Consider the following 19,455-nt stretch of genomic DNA (forward strand, 5'->3'; position numbering starts at 1 on the left):
TGCTCCCGCCCGCCCACCCCGCACCGCCACCGGGGCGGGACCTCTGGTGGCGCGGCCGGTTGATATCGGAGTGGTTCGAGAGGTTGGAGAGGGGGCGGCATGGTGAGCATGCCGAGGAGGCTCTGCCCCGTCCGCGCAAGCGCGGACTCCCCGGGATATTTGAGGCCAGAAGAAGCCATGGGCGTCTGGGAGGACGGAGATGTTTGACACGGTACTGATCGCCAACCGGGGCGAGATCGCCTGCCGGGTGATGGAGACGGCGCGGGACATGGGGTTGCGCTGTGTCGCGGTCTATTCCGAGGCCGACGCGGGGGCAAAGCACGTCGCCATGGCGGACGAGGCGGTCTGCATCGGTGGGGCTGCGCCGGCGGAGAGCTACCTGCGCGGGGAGCGCATCATCGAGGCGGCGCTGGCCACCGGGGCGGGTGCGATCCACCCGGGCTACGGCTTCCTGTCGGAGAACCCGGATTTCGTCGAGGCGGTGGAGGCGGCGGGGTTGGTCTTTGTCGGCCCCGGCGCGGCGGCGATCCGGGCGATGGGGCTCAAGGATGCGGCCAAGCGGCTGATGCACGAGGCCGGCGTGCCGGTGGTGCCGGGCTATCACGGGGAAGCGCAGGATGCGCGCTTCCTCGCTGGCGAGGCCGAGGCCATTGGCTACCCGGTGCTGATCAAGGCGGTGGCGGGCGGCGGCGGCAAGGGAATGCGGCTGGTCGAGCGGGCGGAGGCGTTTGCCGACGCTCTGAAGAGCGCGCAGGCCGAGGCGCGCGGGGCGTTCGGCAACGAGGCGGTGCTGATCGAGAAGTTTGTCTCCAAGCCGCGCCATATCGAGGTGCAGGTCTTTGGCGACGGCACGCGGGCGGTGCATCTTTTCGAGCGCGACTGCTCTCTTCAGCGCCGGCACCAGAAGGTGATCGAGGAGGCGCCGGCACCGGGCATGACGCAGGAAATGCGCCAGGCCATGGGGGCTGCGGCGGTGCGCGCGGCCGAGGCCATCGGCTATAAGGGTGCGGGCACCATCGAGTTTATCGTCGACGGTTCGCGCGGGCTGCGCCCGGACGGGTTCTGGTTCATGGAGATGAACACCCGCCTGCAGGTGGAGCACCCGGTGACCGAGGCGATCACCGGGATCGACCTCGTGGAATGGCAGCTGCGGGTGGCCGCGGGCGAGCCGCTGCCGATGGCGCAGGAAGAGCTGGGCATCACTGGCCATGCCTTCGAGGCGCGACTCTATGCCGAGGACGTGCCGGCGGGGTTCCTGCCGGCCACCGGGCGGCTGGCGCGGCTCGCCTTCCCACCGGATGTGCGGGCCGATAGCGGCGTCCGCTCGGGCGATGTGATCTCGCCGCATTACGACCCGATGATCTCGAAGCTGATCGTGCACGGGCCGACGCGCGAGATCGCCCTGCGCAAGCTGGCGCGCGGGCTGGCGCAGACGCAGGTGGCAGGCACGGTCACCAACCTCGCCTTCCTGGGCGCGCTGGCGCGGCACCCGGGCTTTGCCCGGGGCGAGGTCGATACCGGGCTGATCGGGCGCGATATCGCCGCGCTGACCCAGGCGCCGGCGGCCCCGGCGGCGGTGCTGGCGCAGGCGGCGCTGTCGGCGGCGGGCCTGTGGCAGGGCGACGCGCCGCATCGGGGCTTTGCGCTCTGGGAGCCTCTGGCGCGCAGCGTGACCCTGCGCCATGCCGGCGAGGAGGTCGTCGCGACGCTGCGGGTCATGGCGCCGGGCAGGATCGAGGTCGCGCTCGGGGCGGACCGGGTGCTGGCCGAGCGGATGGGCGGTGCGTGGCGGCTCGACGGGCGCCCCGCGGCGGTGCTGTTCCGCGAGGGGGCGGAGATCAGCGTCTTTGCCGAGGGCGGGCAGGTCTTCGAGCTGGTCGATCCGCTGGAGCGGGCGGCAGAGGCTTCGGGTGGCAACCTGATCGAGGCGCCGATGCCGGGGCGCGTGGTCTCGGTGCATGCGGAGGCCGGGCAGCCGGTCAGCGCCGGCGACCGGCTGGCCGTGCTCGAGGCTATGAAGATGGAGCACACGCTGACCGCCTGGCGCGACGGGGTGGTGGCCGAGGTGCTGGTCGCGGCCGGCGCACAGGTCGAGGCGGGCGCCGCCCTGATGCGGCTCGAGGACGAGGCGGAGGACGCCGCGTGATCCGGCTGCATCACGTGCCGCAATCGCGCTCGATGCGGGTGCTGTGGCTGCTCTACGAGCTGGGTGTGCCCTTCGAGCTGGTGCTGCGGCCCTTCGACAAGTCGCTGCGCGGGCCGGACTATCTTTCGCTCTCGCCCGCCGGCCGGGTGCCGGCGCTGGAGATCGAGGGCGAGCGGATGTTCGAGAGCCTCGCGATGATGGAATATCTCTGCGAGCGCTTCCCGGAGGCGGGCTTGGGCCGGGCGCCGGGCAGCCCCGACCGTATGGGCTGGCTGAGCTGGCTGCACTTCGCCGAGACCATCAGCCAGCACGCGGCGGCGCTGACCCAGCAGCATCTCATGCTGCGCGAGGATGCGATGCGCTCGCCGATCATCATGCAGCTCGAGGCGAAGCGGCTTGAGAAATGCTATGCCGCGCTGGAGGCGCGGCTGTCGCCGCCGCTGGAGAAGCGCGACCATCTGCTGACCTCGGGGTTTTCGGCGGTCGATATCGCGGTCGGGCAGGCGGTCTACATGGCGCGGCATTTCGCGAAGATCGAGGGCTTTGCGGAGCTGAGCGCCTGGTATGCGCGGATCACCGGTCGGGACGGGTTCGCGAGATCCCTGCCGGGGCCGGAAGAGCGGCTCTACGGGCAGGACTTCTACCCGGCCTGGGAGAGCTGAGGGACATGGAGCGCGCCGTGCCGGCGCGCGCAGGTCGTCTCGCCGCCCGGGAGGCGGCTCGGGTTTGGGCCGCGTGGCGATGTCGGCGCGCGGTGCCCGGCCCATGTTCGCAGGGCGCGGGCGGGATTTGAGTATTTGGGACGTAGAGAAGATCGGGGTTGCGGGATCGACGTGTCTGCTACGGGAGGACGAGGTCGGAGGGCGTGCTGCGCCAGGCCCGGCAGAGGCGCGGATCGCGAGGGGCGGCTTTGAGTATTTGGAACGTAGAGAAAACAGGAGTGGCGCGGCATGGGTGAGCGGGTCGAGATCTTCGAGGTGGGGCCTCGGGACGGGTTGCAGAACGAGGCGCGGGAGATTTCGGCGGCGGAAAAGATCGCGCTCGTGGATTGCCTGTCGCGGGCCGGCTTCCGGCGTATCGAATGCGCCAGCTTCGTGAGCCCGAAATGGGTGCCGCAGATGGCGAGCTCCGGCGAAGTGCTGGCGGGGATCACCCGGGCAGACGGGGTGTCCTACGCGGCGCTCACGCCCAACATGAAGGGCTTCGAGGCGGCGATGGCGGCAGGGGCCGACGAGGTGGCGATTTTCGGCTCGGCCTCGGAAGGATTCAGCCGCGCCAATATCAACGCCTCGATTCAAGAGAGCCTTGCGCGCTTTGCGCCTGTGGCCGAGGCGGCGAACGCGCGCGGCGTGCCGGTCAGGGGCTATGTCTCCTGCGTCGTCGAGTGCCCCTATGACGGGGCCGTGGCGCCGGAGGCGGTGGCGCGGGTGGTCGCGGCGTTGCGCGACATGGGCTGCTACGAGGTCTCGCTCGGCGACACCATCGGGCGCGGTACGCCCGAGGCTGTTGATGCGATGCTTGCGGCGGTCCTGAGCGAGATACCGGCGGCGCGGCTGGCGGGGCATTTCCACGACACCTCCGGGCAGGCGCTCGACAATATCGAGGTGGCGCTGGGGCGCGGGCTGCGGGTCTTTGACGCTGCGGTCGGGGGCCTGGGCGGCTGCCCCTATGCGCCGGGCGCGGCCGGCAACGTGGCCACCGAGGCGGTGGCGGCGCGGCTTTCGGCGCTGGGTTACGAGCACGGGCTCGACATGGGCGTTCTTGAAGAGGCCGCCGGGATGGCGCGGGCAATGCGCGGCTGATCGCCGTGACGGACAACGGGACAGGGAGGACTGGCGATGGAGTTGATCAAGGTGACGCGCGATGGGCGCGGGGTGGCAGTGCTGACGCTGGCGCGGGCCGAGAAGCACAACGCGCTCTCAGCGCAGATGATGACCGAGCTCGAGGCGGCGGCGAAGGGGCTGGCCCGCGAGGACGACGTGCGCGTGGTGGTGCTGGCCGCCGAGGGACGCTCGTTCTGCGCCGGGGGCGACCTGGCCTGGATGCGCGCGCAGTTCGGCATGGACGCCGCGACCCGCAAGGCCGAGTCGCGGCGCATCGCCACGGCACTGGCGGCGCTGGCGGCGCTGCCGCAGCCGCTCATCGGCAGGGTGCAGGGCAATGCGCTGGGCGGCGGCGTCGGGCTGGTCTCGGTCTGCGACGTGGCGATCGGCACGGAGGCGGTGAAGATGGGCTTCACCGAGACACGGCTCGGGCTGATCCCGGCCAATATCGGCCCCTATGCCATCGCGCGCATGGGCGCGACGCGGGCGCGCGAGGTGTTCATGTCGGGCCGAGTGTTCGACGCCGCGGAGGCCATGCGACTCAACCTGCTCGCGAAGGTGGTCGCTCCGGAGGCGCTCGACGCGGCGGTCGAGGCCGAGATCGCGCCCTACCTCGGCTGCGCGCCCTTCGCGGTGCGCGACGCGAAGGCGCTGCTCAACGCCCTGGCGGGGCAGGTGAGCGAGGCCGATCTCGATTTTGCCATCGAGGCGCTGGCGAAGCGCTGGGAAACCGAGGAGGCGCGCGAGGGCATCGGCGCGTTTCTCGACAAGCGCAAGGCGCCCTGGGGCTGACCCGCGGGCAGGGGGTGTGTGATCCCGGCCCCGCCGCTTGCATCGTGGCGAAGGGGGCGGCAGGCTGAGACCTGTCGCAAGGAGACCGCGCCCTGATCCAGATCGCCCATTTCCATGCAACGCTTTGCCTTGCCGTGATCTTCTTCCAGATCGCGCTGATCTTTGGCGCGCCGCTGGCAGCGGTCGCGCCGGGGTCGACCGAGGCGGGCGCCTTGCCCTATCGCGGCCGGCTCTTCGCCGGACTCACCGCCTTCCTGATGCTGTTCGCCGCGCTGTCGATCATCTCGGCGGCGGGGTTTCCGGGACTGGTCTGGCCGCACTGGACCGGCTGGATCACGGTGGCACTGCACGCCGCCTCTGCCGGGCTGAGCCTTTTGTCGCGAAAGCCCGCCGAGCGCGCCGGCTGGGCGCCGGTCCAGGCGGTGCTGGCGGGACTGGCGCTGGTTGTCGTTACCGCCTGAGCGCCTCCGGCGGCGCGGCAATTGTATGCAGGAGTCGACGATAAAAATGTCGCGACCTTGCGGTGAGGGCACAAAATACAAGCTATCCTTCTAGAAAATCAGTGTTTTAACCAATTCTGAATATTTGAGCGGCTTGTTGACCCCGCCGGGTGTGAGCGATAAGTCACTCATAGCAAGGCAACATCGCCATGGTCTCCGCGCCGGTCGCTCGGCGCGCCTCGCAAAGGAGCCAGCAAGTGGAAGAGATGCTGAGGGAGTATCTCCCTATTCTCGTTTTCCTGGGCATCGCGGTCGCGCTCGGCGCCATCCTGATCCTCGCCGCCGTCGTGCTCGCCGTTCGTCATCCCGATCCCGAGAAGGTCTCGGCGTATGAATGCGGCTTCAACGCGTTCGACGACGCGCGCATGAAATTCGATGTCCGGTTCTACCTGGTCTCGATCCTGTTCATCATCTTCGATCTCGAGATCGCCTTCCTGTTCCCCTGGGCCGTGGCCTTCAAGGACGTGAGCATGGTGGGGTTCTGGTCGATGATGGTGTTCCTCGGCGTGCTGACCGCTGGCTTTGCCTATGAATGGAAGAAAGGGGCGCTGGAATGGGAGTGAGCGACGAGCAAACACCGCTGGTGACCGACGTACAGGGCGACGGACGCCAGGGTCCGAGGGTCAAGTCGGGCCCGTCCTCCCCGGTCGCCTACGGCACCTACCGCGCCGGCGGCGACCAGGAGGTCGCCACGCAGGCGCTGAACCGCGAGCTCTCGGACAAGGGCTTCCTGCTGACCTCGGTCGATGACGTGATCAACTGGGCCCGCACCGGCAGCCTGCACTGGATGACCTTCGGCCTGGCGTGCTGTGCCATCGAGATGATGCACACCTCGATGCCGCGCTACGATCTCGAGCGGTTCGGCAGCGCCCCGCGCGCCAGCCCGCGACAGTCTGACCTGATGATCGTCGCCGGCACCCTGACCAACAAGATGGCCCCGGCGCTGCGCAAGGTCTACGACCAGATGCCCGAGCCGCGCTACGTGATCTCCATGGGCTCCTGCGCCAATGGCGGCGGGTATTACCACTACAGCTACTCGGTTGTGCGCGGCTGCGACCGCATCGTGCCCGTGGATGTCTACGTGCCCGGCTGCCCGCCGACCGCGGAGGCGCTGCTTTACGGCCTGATGGCGCTTCAGAAGAAGATCCGCCGCACCGGCACGATCGTGCGATAGGCGAGGCGGGGAGAGAGCTATGACGCAAGCAATGAAAGAACTCGGCGGCCATCTCGAGATCCGGCGCCCCGACTGCGTGCTCGGCTGGTCCGTGGCCTTTGACGAGCTGACCGTCGACGTGACCCCGGCCAACATCCCGGGCTTCGTTGAGTTTCTGAAGACCGATCCGTCCTGCCGGTTCTCGACCCTGGTCGATATCACCGCGGTCGATCACCCCGAGCGGCCCAAGCGCTTCGACGTGGTCTACCACTTCCTGTCGATGTACCAGAACCAGCGTATCCGGCTGCGCGTGGCGGTGCGGGAGGATGACGTCGTGCCGTCGGTCACCGGCACCCACCCGAGCGCCGACTGGTTCGAGCGCGAGGTGTTCGACATGTTCGGCATCATCTTCTCGGGCCACCCGGACTTGCGCCGTATTCTCACCGATTACGGCTTCCGCGGCCACCCGCTGCGCAAGGACTTCCCGACCACCGGCTATGTCGAGGTGCGCTACGACGAAGAGCTCAAGCGCGTGGTCTACGAGCCGGTGAGCCTGGTGCAGGAGTATCGCCAGTTCGACTTCATGTCGCCCTGGGAAGGGGCGCAATACGTGCTGCCCGGCGACGAGAAGGCAGAGGCGAAGTGATGCGCGCAACGTCAGAGGCCAAGATTTTTAGGATTAAAGATCTTCGCGCCCCCGCGATGAGAGGACTGTTGACATGATGGACGGCTCGAAATTCGACGACGGCAGCACCGACGCGCTGTCGGGCGAGCAGCAGATCCGCAACTTCAACATCAACTTCGGGCCGCAGCACCCGGCGGCGCACGGCGTGCTGCGCCTCGTGCTCGAACTCGACGGCGAAATCGTCGAGCGCTGCGATCCGCATATCGGCCTGCTGCACCGCGGCACCGAGAAGCTGATGGAGAGCCGCACCTACCTGCAGAACCTGCCCTATTTCGACCGGCTCGACTATGTCGGCACGATGAACCAGGAACATGCCTGGTGCTTGGCAATCGAGCGCCTGACCGGCGTCGAGGTGCCGCGCCGGGCGCAGCTCATCCGCGTGCTTTACTGCGAGATCGGGCGCATCCTGAACCACTTGCTGAACGTGACCACGCAGGCCATGGACGTGGGCGCGCTGACGCCGCCGCTCTGGGGCTTCGAAGAGCGCGAGAAGCTGATGATCTTCTACGAGCGCGCCTGCGGGGCGCGCCTGCACGCGGCCTATTTCCGCCCCGGTGGTGTGCATCAGGATCTTCCGCCCGAGCTGATCGACGACCTCGATACCTGGTGCGACGAATTCCCGGCCCGGCTGCAGGACATTGATGACCTGCTGACCGAGAACCGGATCTTCAAGCAGCGCAACGCCGATATCGGCGTCGTGACCGAGGACGATATCCAGAAATACGGCTTCTCCGGCGTGCTCGTACGCGGCTCGGGCCTCGCATGGGACCTGCGCCGCGCGCAGCCCTACGAGTGCTACGACGAGTTCGAGTTCCAGATTCCCGTCGGCAAGAACGGCGATTGCTATGATCGCTACCTCTGCCGCATGGCCGAGATGCGCGAGAGCGTGAAGATCATGAAGCAGGCGCTCGAGAAGCTGCGCCTGCCGGAAAACCAGGGCGATGTGCTGGCGCGCGGCAAGGTGACGCCTCCGAAGCGCTCCGAGATGAAAACCTCGATGGAGGCGCTCATCCACCACTTCAAGCTCTATACCGAGGGCTTCCACGTGCCCGAGGGCGAGGTCTATGCCTGCGTCGAGGCGCCCAAGGGCGAGTTCGGCGTCTATCTGGTGGCCGACGGCAGCAACAAGCCTTACCGCGCCAAACTGCGTGCGCCGGGCTTCCTGCACCTGCAGGCGATGGATTACATCTGCAAGGGTCACCAGCTGGCCGACGTGGCGGCGATCCTCGGCTCGCTCGACATCGTGTTCGGCGAGGTCGACCGCTGAGGCGGCACTTCTGATGACGGGCGGGGCACCGGCGCGTGCCCGGCCGAGCGGCGTTTCTCGGAGGACTTCGGGGGCCGCGCCAAAGACAAGAGAACGAGGGAACGACATGCTGAAGAAAAGCTGGGTGCTGCTGCCGCTCATCGCAACCGCCGGCTGCCTTGCGCTGCCCCCCCAGGGCATCGAGGACGCGCAGCTGCGGGCCTTTGACGAGGCGGTCGCCTCGATCGGCTGCAGCCTCGACTACGAGGCGGATTACCTGCCGGTCGAACTGCAGACCGGCCTGACCCGCGAACAGGTCCAGCAGGTCGCCAACTACCGCATCGCGGCGGGCGCGGGCGAGTCGACCGAGGTCGGCGGCTTCCGCCTGACCACCGGCAGCTGCACGCCGAGCGCCGAGGCACCGGTGGCCGAAGCCGCGCCCGCGCCGATGGGCGCCGGCTGAGCCCAATGCCCGGCTTTGCCGCCATATCCGTCCCGAGCGCCCGGCGCCGGTAGAGACACCCTCAACAAGAGGCCATCCGACTGATGCTTCGCCGCCTTCATCCCGACCAGCCCGAGAGTTTCGCCTTCACCCAAGCCAACATGGCGTGGGCCGAGGGGCAGATCAGCAAGTATCCCGCCGGTCGCCAGGCCAGCGCGGTGATCCCGCTGCTGTGGCGGGCGCAGGAGCAGGAGGGCTGGCTCAGCCGTCCGGCGATCGAGGCCGTGGCCGAGATGCTCGACATGGCCTATATCCGGGTGCTCGAGGTCGCGACCTTCTACTTCATGTTCCAGCTGCAGCCGGTGGGCTCGGTGGCACATGTGCAGATCTGCGGCACCACGACCTGCATGATCTGCGATGCCGAGGATCTGATGGCGGTCTGCAAGGACAAGATCGCGCCCAAGGCGCATGAGGTCTCCGCCGATGGCAAGTTCTCGTGGGAAGAGGTCGAGTGTCTCGGGTCCTGCGCCAACGCGCCGATGGCCCAGATCGGCAAGGATTACTACGAGGATCTCACCGCAGAGCGCCTTTCCGAGATCCTCGACGAGCTCGCCGCCGGCAAGGTGCCGGTGCCGGGGCCGCAGAACGGCCGCTATTCCTCCGAGCCCAAGGGCGGCCCGGTGGTGCTGACCGAGCATGTCGAGGGCCGGGCGGAATACAACGCCTCGGTCGAGCTTGCCACGACCATCGGCGACACGGTCAAGCGCATCGATGGCACCGAGGTGCCGCTGCGCACCCCGTGGCGCGACCGCTCGGATGAAAAGGGCGATGCCGAGCCCGAAACCCATGCTCCGAAGCTCGCCGAGGACGTTCCGGCGGACGACACCGGCGTCGACAAGCGCGAGGCGCCGGTCGAGCCTGCCGCCAAGGTCGAAAGCCCGGCCGAGGACGAGGAGGTGGGCACCCGCCCCGAGGCGCTCGAGGGGCCGCGCGAAGGCGGGGCGGACGATCTCAAGCAGATCAAGGGCGTCGGGCCCAAGCTCGAGGAGCTGTGCCACAGCCTCGGCTTCTTTCATTTCGATCAGATCGCAAACTGGTCCGAGGACGAGGTCGCCTGGGTCGATGCGAACCTTCAAGGCTTCAAGGGCCGGGTCACCCGGGATGGCTGGGTGGATCAGGCGAAAGTCCTATCCTCCGGTGGAGAGACGGAATTCTCCGGTCGTGCTAAGAAGGGGGACGTCAGCGAAGACTGACGCGGACCCACACGACCTTTTAGGGGAGGATTGGAATGACGGACATGGCAACGAACGGGACCTGCAAGCGCAACTGCTGGATTGCAGCGTCGGTGATCGGTGTGCTCGTGGCGCTGTTTGCGCTCGGGGGTCACAGGGGGCTCGTCGCGGCGATCCTGCTCGGGATCCTGGCGGCGGCGCTGCTCGGAAGCCTGTTCGTCTGGCTGACCTGCGCCCCGGTGCCGAAGCTCGGCGCCCGCAAGGCCAGCGCCCCGGCACAACCGGCGACGCCGAAGCCGGCAGCCCCCGCGGCAGAGCCAAAGCCTGCCAAGGTCGAGGAGGATCCGACCGCATCCGAGGAGGCTGTCGCCGAGCCCGCGCGTGATGAGCCGCTGATCAAGCCGAGCAAGCCGCTCGCCGGTCAGGCCGAGCTGGCGTCGCGCAAGGGTGACTGGAAATACGAGGCCGAGGCCGCGCCGGTCTCCGAAGGCGAGGGCACCCAGCCCGAGGCCCTCTCCGGCCCGCGCGAGAGCGGCGCCGACGACCTGAAGGAGATCAAGGGCGTCGGTCCAAAGCTCGAGACCTTGCTGCATGAGTTGGGGATCTACCATTTCGACCAGATCGCCGGTTGGAGCGCCGCCGAGGTCGCGTGGATGGACGCCAACCTCAAGGGCTTCCGCGGCCGCGTGTCGCGCGACGACTGGATCGGCCAGGCCAAGATCCTTGCGGCCGGGGGCGAGACCGATTTCTCGACCCGCGTCGACAAGGGCGAGGTCTACTGAGGCCGGCAATCAAGACCCGCTCCGGACAAGTGTCGGGGCGGAAGATCACACAAAGGGGCGTGGCGCGATGGGCGCGCCGCAGGGGCCCCAAGGCCAAGGAAAGGGCCAGAGCATGACCGACCGGGACCGCCACAACCGGCAGGGGCGCATCATCGCGCTCGTGATCGCCGGCACCGGGCTGGCCTGGATCGCCGCCATGCTGGCCGGCGAGGCGCTGGGATGGTCCCAGCGCACACGCGCCTTCTTCGACCTAGCGGCGATCGCCGGGTTCGGGACGGCGATCTGGATGATTTACGGGCTCTGGCGCGCGCGCCAGCAGAACAAGGACTGATGCGATGCTGAAGGACGAGGACCGCATTTTCACCAATCTCTACGGCATGCATGACCGCACGCTGCAGGGTGCGAAGAAGCGTGGCCACTGGGACGGAACCGCCGGGATCCTCGGCAAGGGCCGCGACTGGATCATCGACGAGATGAAGGCCTCGGGGCTGCGCGGCCGCGGCGGGGCGGGCTTCCCGACCGGCCTCAAGTGGTCCTTCATGCCCAAGGAGAGCGACGGTCGCCCGGCCTATCTGGTGATCAACGCCGACGAATCCGAGCCCGCGACCTGCAAGGACCGCGAGATCATGCGCCACGATCCGCACACGCTGATCGAAGGCGCGCTGATCGCCAGCTTCGCCATGGGAGCGCACACCTCCTATATCTACATCCGCGGCGAATATATCCGCGAGCGCGAGGCGCTTCAGGCGGCCATCGACGAGGCTTATGACGCCGGCATGATCGGCAAGAACGCCTGCGGCTCGGGCTGGGATTTCGACCTCTACCTGCACCACGGCGCCGGCGCCTATATCTGCGGCGAGGAAACCTCGCTGTTGGAAAGCCTCGAGGGCAAGAAGGGCATGCCGCGCATGAAGCCGCCGTTCCCGGCGGGCGCGGGCCTCTACGGCTGCCCGACCACGGTCAACAACGTCGAGAGCATCGCCGTCGTGCCGACCATCCTGCGCCGCGGCGCGAGCTGGTTCTCGGGCTTCGGTCGCAAGAACAACTCCGGCACCAAGCTCATGGGCCTCACCGGCCACGTCAACACGCCCTCGGTCTTCGAGGAAGAGATGTCGCTCTCGGTGCGCGAGATCATCGAGAAGCACGGCGGCGGCATCCGGGGCGGCTGGGACAACCTGAAGGCCATCATCCCCGGCGGCGCCTCCTGTCCGATCCTGCCCAAGGACAAGCTCGAGGATGCGATCTTCGATTTCGACTGGATGCGCGAGAACAAGTCGAGCTTCGGCACCGGCTGCATGATCGTGATGGATCAGAACACCGACGTGGTGAAGGCTGTCTGGCGGCTGTCTAAGTTCTTCAAACACGAGAGCTGCGGCCAGTGCACCCCGTGCCGCGAGGGCACCGGCTGGATGATGCGCGTGATGGACCGGCTGGTGCGCGGCGAGGCCGAAGTCGAAGAGATCGACATGCTGCTCGACGTGACCAAGCAGGTCGAGGGCCACACCATCTGCGCCCTAGGCGACGCGGCGGCCTGGCCGATCCAGGGCCTGATCCGGCATTTCCGCGAAGAGATCGAGGACCGCATCAAGGCCAAGAAGACCGGCCGCATGGGCGCGATGGCGGCAGAGTGAGCATGACGTTGCGCGCCGCATATCTCCTCGCGCCGGCCGTGGCGCTGCTGCTCGCGGGCTGTGCCCCCGGCACGGGCGTTGGCACGGGCGCGACCGGCGGAGCGGCGCTGCCCTCGGGAAGTTCGCTCGAGGCGCGCTGGGAGCGGCGCGTGGTCACGCTTCTGGTGGCCGAGCGTATCGCCGATGCCTGCTACGGGGAGGGGATCTACCTCGCGCCGTCGCCCTATGGCGGTGCGGTGCATCGTGCCACCGAGGAGATGGTCGCCGCGGGCGAGGATCGCGCCGCGCTCGACGCGGTGTTTGCGGGACATGATTTCAACACCACCACGACCGCGGTCGAGAGCTATCTCGCCTCGCGCGGCGGGTCGGTGGAGGCGCCGGCCAGCCTCTGCGCCGTGGGTGAGGCCGAGATCGCCGAAGGCTCCGAGGTGGGTCGGGTGCTGACGAGACTATGAAGGACGGGATGGGCAAGGTGAGCAAGCGAAACGGCATCGGGACTTGGGCGGCGCTGGCGCTGACGGCGCTGGCCCTCGCGGGATGTGGCGGCGTCGAGAACGACTACAATTACGGTGGCGTCACCTTTACCGGCAAGGCCAAGCCGGTGAAGGGCGACCGGACGAGCTTTGTCTCGACCGCAGGTCCCGCCAGTGCCTCGCTCGACGGTGCCATCGGCGGCGCGAACTACGAGGGCATCAAGTACTGCATCGACTATCTCGGCACCTCCGATATCGAGTGGCAGGTCGGCCCCGACACGCCGCGCCAGCAGCTTGATCTGAGCGACAACCGCGTGACCTTCCGGGGGCGCTGCGTCGAGTGAGAGGTTTCGCCGTCATATCAGCGGCCTGCCGCGCATGTTATTGCATAACGCAACGTGCGGTCCCCACCTCGGGATGTGGAGACGTGCGCCCGCGCGCGCGCTTCGCAACCCCGCATCGGAGGACTGACATGCGCATCATCAAGACGCTTCTGCTGGCCTGCGCGACCACGGTCGCGAGCCTGCCCGCCGCCGCCACCGCCAAGGCGCCGCTGGGTCAGGTCAAGGAGATCAACGACGGCCTTCTGGCGGTGGGCATCGCCGACGAGATCCGCAAGACGTGCGGCGATATCGATGCCCGCATGATCACTGCCTACGCCTATCTCGCGAAGCTGAAGTCGCGGGCGCGTTCGCTGGGCTACAGCGAGGACGAGATCGAGGACTACGTGACCTCGAAGGACGAGAAGAAGAAAATGCGCGCCAAGGGCGAGGCATGGCTCGAGGCCCGAGGCGTGACGCTGGGCCAGGAAGCCGGCTACTGCCGCGTCGGCCGCGAAGAAATCAGCAGGGGCTCGCAGATCGGCGCGCTCCTGAGGGCCCGGTGATGCGGCGCGGCGCAGAGAACGCCACGACGCTCCTTGCCGGAGCCGCGGACGGCCTCTGCGCCGCGCCGAGCACAAATTCTGTCTGGGAAGATGCCAATGAGTGACCTGCGCAAGATCATCATCGACGGGAAAGAGCTGGAGGTCGATCCGGCCATGACGCTGATCCAGGCCTGTGAGCAGGCCGGGATCGAGATCCCGCGCTTCTGCTACCACGAGCGCCTGTCGATCGCTGGCAACTGCCGCATGTGCCTTGTCGAGGTGGTGGGCGGCCCGCCCAAGCCCGCGGCCTCCTGCGCCATGCAGGTGCGTGACCTGCGCCCCGGGCCCGAGGGCCAGCCGCCGGTGGTCAAGACCAACTCGCCGATGGTCAAGAAGGCGCGCGAGGGGGTGATGGAGTTCCTGCTCATCAACCACCCGCTCGATTGCCCGATCTGCGACCAGGGCGGCGAATGCGACCTGCAGGACCAGGCAATGGCCTATGGTGTCGACTTCTCGCGCTTCCGCGAGCCCAAGCGCGCCGTCGACGATCTCGATCTCGGCCCGCTGGTCGAGACCCACATGACCCGCTGCATCTCCTGCACCCGCTGCGTGCGCTTCACCACCGAGGTGGCGGGCATCGCGCAGATGGGCCAGACCGGCCGCGGCGAGGATGCGGAGATCACCAGCTACCTGAACCAGACGCTGGATTCGAACCTGCAAGGCAACATCATCGACCTGTGCCCGGTGGGCGCGCTGGTGTCCAAGCCCTACGCCTTTACCGCCCGCCCGTGGGAGCTGACCAAGACCGAGAGCATCGACGTGATGGATGCGCTCGGCTCCAACATCCGGGTCGACACCAAGGGCCGCGAAGTGATGCGCTTCCTGCCGCGCAACCATGACGGCGTGAACGAGGAGTGGATCTCGGACAAGACCCGCTTCGTCTGGGACGGCCTGCGCCGCCAGCGCCTCGACAGGCCCTATATCCGCGACAACGGCAAGCTGCGCCCGGCCACCTGGCCCGAGGCGCTGACCAAGGTCGCCGAGGTGCTGAAGGGCGCCAAGAAGCCCGTCGGCCTCGTCGGCGATCTCGCCTCCGTCGAGTCGGCGTTCTCGCTCAAGACCCTGATCGAGGGGCAGGGCGGTTCGGTCGAGTGCCGCACCGACAACACCAAGCTGCCCGCCGGCAACCGCTCGGCCTACGTCGGCAACGCGCTGATCGAGGACCTCGACGTCGCAAGCGAGGTCATCCTCGTGGGCGCAAACCCGGCGCAGGAAGCGCCGGTGCTCAACGCCCGCATCCGCAAGGCCTGGCTGCACGGTGCCACCGTGAAGCTGATCGGCGAGCAGGTGGACCTGACCTATGATTACGAGCATCTCGGCGCCGACCGCGCCGCTCTCTCCGCCGCCGAGGCGGGCGAGGGTGCTGTGGTCATCGTCGGGCAGGGCGCGCTGCAGGAGGCCGACGGCGCCGCGGTGCTCTCCACCGCGATGAAGCTGGCCGAGGCCGCCTCTGCCAAGTTCATGGTGCTGCACACCGCCGCCGCCCGCGTCGGCGCGCTCGACGTGAACGCGGTGACCGAGGGCGGCATGGATGCCGCCATCGACGGGGCCGACGTGATCTGGAACCTCGGCGCCGACGAGCTCGAGATCGCCGAGGGGCCCTTCGTGATCTATCAGGGCAGCCACGGCGACCGTGGCGCGCACCGCGCCGACGTGATCCTGCCGGGCGCCGCCTACACGGAAGAGAACGGGCTCTTCGTTAACACCGAGGGCCGTCCGCAGCTTGCCATGCGCGCCTGCTTCCCGCCGGGTGAGGCCAAAGAGAACTGGGCCATTTTGCGCGCCCTGTCGGCCGAGCTTGGCGCGACGCTGCCTTGGGACAGCCTGCCGCAGCTGCGTCAGAAGCTGGTCGCCGAGGTGCCGCATCTGGCGCGGATCGACGAGGTGCCGGGCAACACCTGGGCCAGCACCGAGCCGGGCTCGCTGGGCAAGGCGTCGTTCCGCTACGCGATCAAGGATTTCTACCTGAGCAACCCGATCGCGCGGTCGAGCGTGCTGATGGCCGAGCTGTCGGCCAACGCCAAGGCCCGCCGCGACCAGCCGCTCGCCGCCGAATGACCATGCGGACGCGCCTCTCCCTCTCCTGCCTCGCGTTGACGGCGCTGGCCTCCTGCGCCGAGACGGCACAGGAGCCCGATGCGCCGTTCGTGCCGGTCTACGAGGGGGTGGAGACTCGGCTGCTCGATGGCGATCTGGTGAATTTCTTCGTGCAGATGCGCGGCGCCCGCGATGCGGCGGATGTCGAGGATTACGCCCGTTGCGCCGCGGCGCAGTACGCGCTGATCCGCGGCTACGGATTCGCGCGGCATCTGCGCACGAATGTCGCGCAAGAGGGTGGCCTCTGGCGCGGAGATGCTGTTTACACGATCTCGGCGGCGTTGCCCGCGGGGCTGAAGACGATCGACGCGGAAGTCGTCGCGTCAGCCTGCGCCGAGAACGAAATACCGATGGTGTGAGGGACACTTGATGGCAGACTTCTTCTCAACCCCACTCGGAACCTTCGTGATCATCCTGGCCCAGTGCCTGGCCGTGCTCGGCTTCGTGATGATCTCGCTGCTGTTCCTGGTCTACGGTGACCGCAAGATCTGGGCCGCGGTCCAAATGCGGCGCGGGCCGAACGTCGTGGGCACCTTCGGCATCCTGCAATCGGTGGCCGACGCGCTGAAATACGTGCTCAAGGAGGTGGTGATCCCCGCCGGTTCCGACAAGGCGGTGTTCATCCTCGCGCCCATGATCTCGTTCGTCATGTCGATGATCGCCTGGGCGGTGATCCCGTTCTCGGACGGCTGGGTGCTCTCGGACATCAACGTGGCCATCCTCTACGTCTTCGCGATCTCCTCGCTCGAGGTCTACGGCGTGATCATGGGCGGCTGGGCGTCGAACTCGAAATACCCGTTCCTCGGCTCGCTGCGCTCTGCCGCGCAGATGATCTCTTACGAGGTGTCGATCGGCCTGATCATCATCGGCGTGATCATCTCGACCGGCTCGATGAACTTCGGCAACATCGTGCAGGCGCAGGACACCGGCTGGGGCTTCTTCGGCTGGTACTGGCTGCCGCATTTCCCGATGGTCTTCCTGTTCTTCATCTCGGCGCTGGCCGAGACCAACCGCCCGCCCTTCGACCTGCCGGAAGCGGAATCCGAGCTCGTCGCCGGCTACCAGGTGGAGTACTCGGCCACGCCGTTCCTGCTCTTCATGGCCGGTGAATACATCGCCATCTTCCTGATGTGCGCGCTGACCTCGCTGCTCTTCTTCGGCGGCTGGCTGTCGCCGATCCCGGGTCTGCCGGACGGCGCGCTGTGGATGGTCGGCAAGATGGCCTTCTTCTTCTTCATCTTCGCGATGGTGAAGGCGATCACGCCCCGCTATCGCTACGACCAGCTCATGCGTCTTGGCTGGAAGGTGTTCCTTCCGTTCAGCCTCGTGTGGGTGGTCTTCGTGTCCTTTGCCGCCAAGTTCGGCTGGTTCTGGGGCATCTTCGCCCGCTGGACCACGGGAGGTTAAGCTAGCTCATGACTCAGATCGATTACGGCCGCGCGGCCAAGTATTTCCTGCTCACCGACTTCATCAAGGGCTTCGCCCTGGGCCTGAAATACTTCTTCGCGCCGAAGCCCACGCTCAACTACCCGCACGAGAAGGGCCCTCTGTCGCCGCGCTTCCGCGGCGAGCACGCGCTGCGACGCTATCCCAATGGCGAAGAGCGCTGCATCGCCTGCAAACTGTGCGAGGCGATCTGCCCGGCGCAGGCCATCACCATCGATGCCGAGCCGCGCGATGACGGCAGCCGCCGCACCACGCGCTACGACATCGACATGACCAAGTGCATCTATTGCGGCTTCTGCCAGGAGGCCTGCCCGGTCGACGCCATCGTCGAGGGGCCGAACTTCGAGTTTGCCACCGAGACCCGCGAAGAGCTGTTCTACGACAAGCAGAAGCTGCTCGAGAACGGCGAGCGCTGGGAAGCCGAGATCGCCCGCAACCTCGAACTGGACGCGCCCTACCGCTGAGCCGAGAGAGATCGCCATGACCGCCACCCGCACCGCCCTTTCCGCAAGCCGCTGCCGCCCCGCGCGGCGGTGTGGCGGTGCGCTTGACCAAGGATCGACGGCATGACCGAAAAGACCCCGTTCGAGCTGATGATGCAGCAGGCGCAGGAGATGGCGAAGGCCTTCAACCCCGCGCTCGAGAGCTTCTCGCCGCGCGAGTACGAAAAGCTCTGGCCGACCATGCCCAAGGATTTCATGGAGTTCTGGTTCGGCCGCGGCATGTCGAAGGAGGGTCTCGACAGCAAGACCCGGCTTCTGCTGACGCTGGCGGGGTTGACGATGCAGGGCGCGCAGGCCGATACGCCGGTCAGGATGACCGTGCGCCACCTGATCGAGGCCGGCGCCACCAAGGACGAGATCGCCGAGACCATCGCCCACATGTCGATGTTCGCCGGCATACCCGCCATGACCCGCGCCATGGAGCTTGCGCGCGAGGTGATGGAAGACAACAAGGATGACGAAGAATGACCGTGTTCGCCTTCTACCTGTTCGCGCTCTGCACCATCGTCGGCGGGCTGTTCACCGTGATCAGCCGAAACCCGGTGCACTCGGTGCTCTGGCTGATCCTGGCCTTCCTCAGCTCGGCCGGGCTGTTCGTGCTGCTGGGGGCGGAGTTCGTGGCGATGCTGCTGATCATCGTCTACGTGGGCGCGGTGGCGGTGCTGTTCCTCTTCGTGGTGATGATGCTCGATGTCGATTTCGCCGAGCTTCGGGCCGGGATGGCGAAGTACATGCCGCTGGCGCTGCTGATCGGGGTGATCCTCCTGATGCAGCTCGGCATGGCCTTCGGCGTGTGGGAGGTCTCCGAGATCGCCGCGTCGCAGCTCTCGGCCCCGACGCCGCTCGCCACCGAGACCCAGAACACCGCGGCGCTCGGCCTGCTGCTTTATGACCGTTATTTCCTGCTGTTCCAGCTCGCCGGCCTGATCCTGCTGGTGGCGATGATCGGGGCCATCGTGCTGACGCTGCGCCACCGCCAGGACGTCAAGCGCCAGAACGTGCTGGCGCAGATGTACCGCGATCCGAAGAAGGCGATGGAACTTCGGGATGTGAAACCGGGGCAGGGGCTCTAAGGCCGCCGCCCGGCTCGCCCGCCCGGGCGAGCGACCAGAACGGGGCCCGCGGGCCCGACGCAAGACAAATGCTCCGCAACAGGGGCGGAAGAGGGACAGCGATGAGCGTAGCCAGTTGGATAGCCATCTTTTTCGCGGGGATCTTCGTTCCCGTCGTCCTCGGGGTGCGCCAGTCGCGGCGCCGGAACGGAGAGCGCACATGATCGGAGTCGAGCATTACCTCACAGTGGCGGCGGTGCTGTTCGTCACCGGCATCTTCGGGATCTTCCTGAACCGGAAGAACGTCATCATCCTGCTGATGAGCATCGAGCTCATCCTGCTCTCGGTGAACATCAACTTCGTGGCCTTCTCGGCGCATCTCGGCGATCTCGCGGGGCAGGTCTTCACGCTCTTCGTGCTCACCGTGGCCGCAGCCGAGGCGGCGATCGGCCTCGCGATCCTCGTCTGCTTCTTCCGCAACCGCGGCTCGATCGCCGTGGAAGACGTCAACGTGATGAAAGGCTAAA

At 67.4% G+C, this 19,455-nt stretch carries 24 protein-coding genes; all 24 read left to right on the top strand.

Features of this window, described 5'->3' with window-relative positions; translation table 11 throughout:
- Positions 1-199 precede the first annotated feature (199 nt).
- The 24 genes from JF542_RS08360 to nuoK all read left to right on the top strand — a co-directional run bounded on the left by JF542_RS08360 (position 200) and on the right by nuoK (position 19,454).
- Entirely contained in the window at positions 200-2,146 is a 1,947-nt protein-coding gene (locus JF542_RS08360) for an acetyl/propionyl/methylcrotonyl-CoA carboxylase subunit alpha (RefSeq protein ID WP_207075504.1), read from the top strand.
- Positions 2,143-2,808 carry a glutathione S-transferase N-terminal domain-containing protein gene (locus tag JF542_RS08365; protein ID WP_207075505.1) on the top strand — a complete coding sequence of 222 codons (666 nt, stop codon included), beginning with the start codon at positions 2,143-2,145 and terminating at the stop codon, positions 2,806-2,808. Before JF542_RS08360 ends, JF542_RS08365 begins: the two co-directional genes overlap by 4 nt.
- Positions 2,809-3,096: 288 nt before the next feature.
- Positions 3,097-3,948: a hydroxymethylglutaryl-CoA lyase gene (locus JF542_RS08370; protein ID WP_207075506.1), complete on the top strand. Its 852-nt coding sequence runs from the start codon at positions 3,097-3,099 to the stop codon at positions 3,946-3,948.
- Between the two features lie 36 nt (positions 3,949-3,984).
- Entirely contained in the window at positions 3,985-4,761 is a 777-nt protein-coding gene (locus tag JF542_RS08375; RefSeq protein ID WP_007799379.1) for a crotonase/enoyl-CoA hydratase family protein, read from the top strand.
- Between the two features lie 134 nt (positions 4,762-4,895).
- Positions 4,896-5,222, top strand: coding sequence for a hypothetical protein (locus JF542_RS08380; protein WP_207075507.1), 327 nt, complete (start codon positions 4,896-4,898; stop codon positions 5,220-5,222).
- Between the two features lie 236 nt (positions 5,223-5,458).
- Positions 5,459-5,824 carry an NADH-quinone oxidoreductase subunit A gene (locus JF542_RS08385; RefSeq protein ID WP_007799381.1) on the top strand — a complete coding sequence of 122 codons (366 nt, stop codon included), beginning with the start codon at positions 5,459-5,461 and terminating at the stop codon, positions 5,822-5,824.
- Positions 5,815-6,435: a NuoB/complex I 20 kDa subunit family protein gene (locus tag JF542_RS08390; protein ID WP_007799382.1), complete on the top strand. Its 621-nt coding sequence runs from the start codon at positions 5,815-5,817 to the stop codon at positions 6,433-6,435. Before JF542_RS08385 ends, JF542_RS08390 begins: the two co-directional genes overlap by 10 nt.
- Positions 6,436-6,454: 19 nt before the next feature.
- Complete coding sequence (locus tag JF542_RS08395; protein ID WP_040544730.1) at positions 6,455-7,060, top strand: NADH-quinone oxidoreductase subunit C; 606 nt, start codon at positions 6,455-6,457, stop codon at positions 7,058-7,060.
- A 76-nt stretch (positions 7,061-7,136) separates the two neighbouring features.
- Positions 7,137-8,366 (top strand): NADH-quinone oxidoreductase subunit D, encoded by a 1,230-nt coding sequence (locus JF542_RS08400; RefSeq protein ID WP_207075648.1) that lies wholly within the window; start codon positions 7,137-7,139, stop codon positions 8,364-8,366.
- A 106-nt stretch (positions 8,367-8,472) separates the two neighbouring features.
- Positions 8,473-8,808 (top strand): hypothetical protein, encoded by a 336-nt coding sequence (locus tag JF542_RS08405; protein WP_207075508.1) that lies wholly within the window; start codon positions 8,473-8,475, stop codon positions 8,806-8,808.
- 83 nt (positions 8,809-8,891) lie between these two features.
- Entirely contained in the window at positions 8,892-10,040 is a 1,149-nt protein-coding gene (locus JF542_RS08410) for an NADH-quinone oxidoreductase subunit E (protein WP_207075509.1), read from the top strand.
- A 35-nt stretch (positions 10,041-10,075) separates the two neighbouring features.
- Positions 10,076-10,801: an NADH-quinone oxidoreductase subunit E gene (locus JF542_RS08415; RefSeq protein WP_207075510.1), complete on the top strand. Its 726-nt coding sequence runs from the start codon at positions 10,076-10,078 to the stop codon at positions 10,799-10,801.
- A 112-nt stretch (positions 10,802-10,913) separates the two neighbouring features.
- A complete protein-coding gene (locus tag JF542_RS08420) occupies positions 10,914-11,132 on the top strand; it encodes a DUF5337 domain-containing protein (protein WP_040544732.1) in 219 nt (72 codons plus the stop codon).
- Positions 11,133-11,136: 4 nt separating this feature from the next.
- Positions 11,137-12,432: an NADH-quinone oxidoreductase subunit NuoF gene (gene nuoF, locus JF542_RS08425; protein ID WP_007799389.1), complete on the top strand. Its 1,296-nt coding sequence runs from the start codon at positions 11,137-11,139 to the stop codon at positions 12,430-12,432.
- 2 nt (positions 12,433-12,434) lie between these two features.
- A complete protein-coding gene (locus JF542_RS08430) occupies positions 12,435-12,887 on the top strand; it encodes a DUF5333 family protein (RefSeq protein ID WP_007799390.1) in 453 nt (150 codons plus the stop codon).
- An 8-nt stretch (positions 12,888-12,895) separates the two neighbouring features.
- A complete protein-coding gene (locus JF542_RS08435) occupies positions 12,896-13,249 on the top strand; it encodes a hypothetical protein (RefSeq protein WP_007799391.1) in 354 nt (117 codons plus the stop codon).
- A gap of 128 nt (positions 13,250-13,377) precedes the next feature.
- The gene (locus JF542_RS08440; RefSeq protein WP_207075511.1) at positions 13,378-13,791 is read left to right on the top strand and encodes a DUF5333 domain-containing protein; all 414 of its coding nucleotides are present in this window, start codon (positions 13,378-13,380) and stop codon (positions 13,789-13,791) included.
- A gap of 96 nt (positions 13,792-13,887) precedes the next feature.
- Entirely contained in the window at positions 13,888-15,888 is a 2,001-nt protein-coding gene (gene nuoG / locus JF542_RS08445) for an NADH-quinone oxidoreductase subunit NuoG (RefSeq protein ID WP_207075512.1), read from the top strand.
- 2 nt (positions 15,889-15,890) lie between these two features.
- Positions 15,891-16,286, top strand: coding sequence for a hypothetical protein (locus tag JF542_RS08450; RefSeq protein WP_207075513.1), 396 nt, complete (start codon positions 15,891-15,893; stop codon positions 16,284-16,286).
- Between the two features lie 10 nt (positions 16,287-16,296).
- Positions 16,297-17,334, top strand: a complete 1,038-nt coding sequence (nuoH, locus tag JF542_RS08455) for an NADH-quinone oxidoreductase subunit NuoH (RefSeq protein WP_007799395.1) — start codon at positions 16,297-16,299, stop codon at positions 17,332-17,334.
- Positions 17,335-17,342: 8 nt separating this feature from the next.
- The gene (gene nuoI, locus JF542_RS08460; RefSeq protein ID WP_207075514.1) at positions 17,343-17,837 is read left to right on the top strand and encodes an NADH-quinone oxidoreductase subunit NuoI; all 495 of its coding nucleotides are present in this window, start codon (positions 17,343-17,345) and stop codon (positions 17,835-17,837) included.
- A 102-nt stretch (positions 17,838-17,939) separates the two neighbouring features.
- Complete coding sequence (locus JF542_RS08465) at positions 17,940-18,344, top strand: carboxymuconolactone decarboxylase family protein (RefSeq protein ID WP_007799398.1); 405 nt, start codon at positions 17,940-17,942, stop codon at positions 18,342-18,344.
- Positions 18,341-18,949, top strand: coding sequence for an NADH-quinone oxidoreductase subunit J (locus JF542_RS08470; protein WP_007799400.1), 609 nt, complete (start codon positions 18,341-18,343; stop codon positions 18,947-18,949). Before JF542_RS08465 ends, JF542_RS08470 begins: the two co-directional genes overlap by 4 nt.
- A gap of 199 nt (positions 18,950-19,148) precedes the next feature.
- Positions 19,149-19,454, top strand: a complete 306-nt coding sequence (gene nuoK / locus JF542_RS08475) for an NADH-quinone oxidoreductase subunit NuoK (protein ID WP_007799404.1) — start codon at positions 19,149-19,151, stop codon at positions 19,452-19,454.
- Position 19,455 lies beyond the last annotated feature (1 nt).

Origin of the sequence: Salipiger bermudensis, from assembly GCF_017309175.1 — a bacterium.
GTDB classification, from domain to species: Bacteria; Pseudomonadota; Alphaproteobacteria; order Rhodobacterales; family Rhodobacteraceae; genus Salipiger; species Salipiger bermudensis.